Source organism: uncultured Streptococcus sp. (assembly GCF_963545685.1).
Lineage (GTDB): Bacteria > Bacillota > Bacilli > Lactobacillales > Streptococcaceae > Streptococcus.
The window spans coordinates 1-4125 of record NZ_CAUUKN010000084.1; the positions used below are offsets into that span (position 1 = coordinate 1).

The 4125-nt window shown below is 35.3% G+C and carries 2 protein-coding genes and 2 pseudogenes; 1 reads left to right on the forward strand and 3 read right to left on the reverse strand.

The window, feature by feature from the left end:
- Both RWZ99_RS08935 and RWZ99_RS08940 read right to left on the reverse strand, forming a co-directional pair.
- Positions 1-352 (reverse strand): annotated as a pseudogene (locus RWZ99_RS08935) (phosphoribosylamine--glycine ligase); the annotation flags it as partial.
- Positions 353-549: 197 nt separating this feature from the next.
- The gene (locus RWZ99_RS08940) at positions 550-2325 is read right to left on the reverse strand and encodes a retron Ec67 family RNA-directed DNA polymerase/endonuclease (RefSeq protein ID WP_314678213.1); all 1776 of its coding nucleotides are present in this window, start codon (positions 2323-2325) and stop codon (positions 550-552) included.
- Between the two features lie 305 nt (positions 2326-2630).
- Here RWZ99_RS08940 and RWZ99_RS08945 point away from each other — a divergent pair, with 305 nt between their 5' ends.
- Positions 2631-3470, forward strand: coding sequence for a CHAP domain-containing protein (locus tag RWZ99_RS08945; protein ID WP_314678216.1), 840 nt, complete (start codon positions 2631-2633; stop codon positions 3468-3470).
- Positions 3471-3958: 488 nt separating this feature from the next.
- Here RWZ99_RS08945 and RWZ99_RS08950 read toward each other — a convergent pair.
- Positions 3959-4125, reverse strand: a pseudogene (locus tag RWZ99_RS08950) (bifunctional phosphoribosylaminoimidazolecarboxamide formyltransferase/IMP cyclohydrolase PurH); the annotation flags it as partial.

Below are 4125 nucleotides of genomic sequence, written 5' to 3' on the forward strand. Positions count from 1 at the left end.
TTGGAACATCATATTTGACCATGATTTCCTTAGCAAAATCCTTAGACCACTCAAGTTCAGCCGCAGCCTTGGTCGGACCAAAGGCTTTGAGTCCTGCCGCATTGAAATCATCCACGATACCGGCCGCAAGAGCATCGTCTGGACCGATAAAGGTCCAAGCAATATCGTTCGCTTTTGCAAAGTCAATCAGCTTAGAATGTTCGGAAATTCCGATATTGATCAAATCAAGACCGTCCAATGTCATCCCGTCATTACCAGGAGCCACGAAAACTTGCTCAACGTCCTTAGACTCCAATAATTTCTTGGCAATCGCATGTTCACGACCACCAGAACCAACAACCAAAAGTTTCATTTGAAAGATACCTCAATATCAAATAAGACTAGGGGCAAATGCCCGTTAACGACAATCATTCGGAAAAAATTAGCGATTTTCACGAATTATACATAACCATTATAACATATTTGTTCGGAGATATGGGTGTGTATCCAAATTTGAGCATAAAAAAAGGCCACCCTTCAGGTGGCGGAATCCTATATCTTTGAAAAAGATTAGCGATTAGATTTATAATCTTCAATAAGCTTATTTAGATTATCCAACATGGGAATAAATTTTTGAAAATTGATATTTTTATAATTACTCAAAACATAGTTAGAAAACTCATTTTTTCCATAGTATTCACTCTTATTAAAATTACTTTTTTTACTAAAACTCCTACCATCAATTTTATGGTGCAAGATATTTTCTTCAAATAAATCTTCTATTTCTTCTTTCTGAGTCTCAGATGGATGAGTCAATAAATATAGATTATCAATTATATTATATTTATTTTCCTGACTAAGCTCCGAAACCACCTGGTTTCTGTCACTATCATTAGGGAAAATATGTTTGATAAATTCAGAAATAGGTCTTTTCTTCTTTTGAAATGATAATTCGTTATCAAATAAGAAGATAACTGGACAAGCGGCATCACGACCTGTTAAATTCTTGAAGTACTTACTATAATTAGGGAAAATTTTATGATTTTCTTCCCCCGTCCAAAAGTTTGATAGATTCTTCATTTGGTCTGCACCATCTTTAAAAAACCTAAAGTAGTATTTCAATAATGGCGTTCGTCTTAAAAACGTCAAGTGAAAACGAAACTGACCTGAATCATTTCTCGACACTAGATTGGGATACTGAGAATAGTGTTTTTTTAACGCAGCTTTAATGTATCTACTATCTGTTTTTCCTTCCGTAACAATGACTGGATATTCAGTATCAAAAAAATGGTAATAAAATAATAATTTTCGATATTCTCGTTCTTTTGCAGTTAATTTATTTAAATAATCAAGATCACTTCGAAATTCATTTTGCGTTATCAACAAATTTTTCTGCTGATATATATAATCATTCTTCAATCTAGCTTCTTCTTGGATTCTATTATTATATTTTTCAAGTTGGTCTATGAAATTGAATCTTCCTAATAATTGTTTCTTTGAACCTTTCTCACCCTCAATAAAAAATTCTCCTTTTTTATAAAGATTATAAGCCATTGCTCTAGAGTCTTTATAAAACTTTCTTTGAACATTGATTTTTTTATTTACGACTAATCCAGTTACTAGCTGCTTACTCTGTCTTGTTTGAAGGCGAGTTTTCTCTTTATTTAATTCAAAACCTGCTTGCTTTATCACCCTACTGATTTCACGTAAAAAGTCCTCAAATCTATCTAAAAATTTTTCATCATTTGTAGAAAAAGTCATATCATCAGCATAACGAGAATATGATAAGTTAAAAGACTTTGCTAGTTTGCTAATTCTAAAGTCTAAAATTTGACAAATTAAATTAGTGATAATAGGAGAACTTGGACTGCCTTGAGGTAAACTACCATCATAACAAACAAGTTGCGAAATAAATATTGCTACTTCTCTCGGTAATTTAAGGTGTTTATTTTTTTCGAAAAAACCTACAACTCTTCCAAAATGAAAACTCGGGAAAAAGTTTTCAATATCAATGTTTAATAAAATTCTCTTATTTCGATGAGATTCAGAATTTGTGATAATACTTTTCGATTTTGTAAATCCGTGAGATAACTTCGTTGAGACCAATCCCTGACTTTCTAAATCGAAAAAATAATCCTCTAACTTTTTTGCGATACGCTTTTGGACACTCTTTAACTCACTTTTAGGCGAATTAATTAATCTAGTTCCTCCAGATTTTTTAGGAATTTCAAAAGATGTATATAAATTTTCAATTTTTCTAAAATAAATCAAGTATGTTAAATGTCTATATTGAACATCAATAAATTCAGCAAAATCCCTCTTATCTGTTATATCATTCCATTCCATTTAGTACACCTCAATAATAAAAAAAAACGTATGATAACTCATTACGCCGATGCGGTCTGTTAGTCCCAAATTTATGAAAAGCAGGTCATGTCAACCTTGTGGGGCTATAGTAGGAAGGCAAAAACTTTATACCTTTAATAAAAAAACTTACGAAACATAAGTCTAAAATCTAATCATACGTATGTTCTATATTATAACACAATAAAGTTACTTTGCCTAATACAGACCAACTAATTAGAGCTTAGAGTAAAGAAAAATTATCTCCATTTTCCTGAAAAACTGCGAATAGGTAGGTGGAGGTTAAAATGAAGAAAAAATTACTAAATTGTCTCTTACCGCTAGCTTGTCTAGCGACTGTTTCGGTTTCGTATGGCAGCTCTGCTCAGGCGGCTGTCCTCGGAGATGACTACCCTTCCTCTTGGAAATATGGGGGCTTCGGCGTGGACCCTTGGACTATGTACTGGCGTCAGTGTACGTCCTTTGCGGCCTATCGCCTCAGTAACACCAATGGATTCACCTTGCCTGTAGGTTATGGAAATGCCATCACTTGGGGACCAATTGCACGAGCGAATGGACATCGTGTTGACATGAATCCTGCTGTTGGAAGTATCGCTTGGTTTTCAGACGGTGTCAATGGAGCTGGCTACATGGGACATGTTGCTTGGGTAGCCGAGGTGAATGGTGATCAGGTGACTATTGAAGAATACAACTATAATGCTGGGCAAGGGCCTGAGAAATACCATAAACGCAGTTTCCATAAGAGTCAAGTGTCTGGCTATATCCATTTTAAAGACCTCGAACCAGGAGCTCAAAATGGAAATCCTACTAACTCTTCTATAAAAGTTGGCGATACCGTCCGCTTCACAGGCACCTTCCGTGTCACAGCAATCGTAGGAAGTAATATCACTAGCCAAGATTTAGCTGGAGGTACACCAACCAAACACAATATCGTTGATCCTGGACCCGTTCTTGAAGTTGATGCACAAGGCAATCCAACATCAGACCAGTACCTCAATCCTGGTGAGACCTTTACTATTCCAGGTAACTTCAAAGTGCTTGCCATTGATCCACCAAGCGACGGTATCCTCGTCCAAATCGGAAATCGTAAGACCTGGGTAACCCAATCTGTCCTTGAAAAGGTTTAGATTTATTGAACAATCGTGAGAACGGTTGTTTTTTTGATGCACTGAAACAAAAAAGCCCAGCGGATGCTGAGCTCTTAGGAGATTTATGAAAAAGAAAAGTTTTTTAGGATGGTATTAGTATAGCTTGGAGACCTTAAAGGAAACTTAAGGCATCTAAAAAACATCCAATTTCTTGGATGTTTCAGATTGAAGATCACTTGTATCTTCTCTTTTTGTTAGCGATAATTCATTCATCCTAGTTGATGTTGTTTTTTTGATACTCTGAAATAAAAAAGCCCAGCGGATGCTGAGCTCTTAGGAGATTTATGAAAAAGAAAAGTTTTTTAGGATGGTATTAGTATAGCTTGGAGACCTTAAAGGAAACTTAAGGCATCTAAAAAACATCCAATTTCTTGGATGTTTCAGATTGAAAATCACTTGTATCTTCTCTTTTTGTTAGCGATAATTCATTCATCCTAGTTGATAATGAGCTAACTTTTAAATACCAATTAATGTCTAAAATGTCTTACACCTGTAAAAACCATAGTCAAACCATGTTTATCAGCTGCTTCGATAGACTCTTGGTCACGGACTGATCCACCCGGTTGGATGATAGCCTTGATACCTGCTTTAGCGATTTCTTCCACGTTATCTGCAAATGGGAAGAAGGCATCTG